Below are 482 nucleotides of genomic sequence, written 5' to 3' on the forward strand. Positions count from 1 at the left end.
ACTTTTTTCTTTTCCTCCCCTTCCTTTTTCCTTCTTCCCCCTTTTTTCCTCTTTCTCCTCCTCCCCTTTTTCTTCTCCTCTTTCTCTCTCTCTCCCTTCCTTTCTTCTCTCTTTCTTTCTCCCTTCCCTTCCTTCTTCTCTCTCTTCCTCTTTCTCCTCTCTCCCTTTCTCTTTCTCTCCCTCCCCCCCTCCCTGATTCCTTTCTTCCCTTGCATCCTCCGTCCTCTCTTTCCCTTTCGTCCTTCCTCCTCTTTCCTCTTTCTCTTTCCTTCCTCCTTCTTTTCCTTCTCCCCTTCCCTTTTTCTCTTCTTCTCTCCCCCCTTCTTTCTTCCCTTCTCTTCTCCCTCCTTCCTCTTCTTTTCCTCCTCCTCCTTCCTCTCCTCCCCTTTCCCTCTTTTTTCCTCCTTCCCTCCTCTTCCCCTTTTCCTTTTTTTCCTTTCTCCCTCCTTTTTCCTCCTTCTTCTTCCCTCCTCCCCCTTCTT

General features: G+C 48.5%; 1 protein-coding gene. It reads right to left on the reverse strand.

Annotation, left to right across the window (positions count from 1 at the left end):
- Positions 1-482: hypothetical protein (locus IB259_RS31270; protein ID WP_192331051.1), on the reverse strand; the 482-nt coding region annotated here is incomplete at both ends.

Origin of the sequence: Achromobacter sp. ACM04, from assembly GCF_014851465.1 — a bacterium.
GTDB lineage: Bacteria > Pseudomonadota > Gammaproteobacteria > Burkholderiales > Burkholderiaceae_B > Achromobacter > Achromobacter aegrifaciens.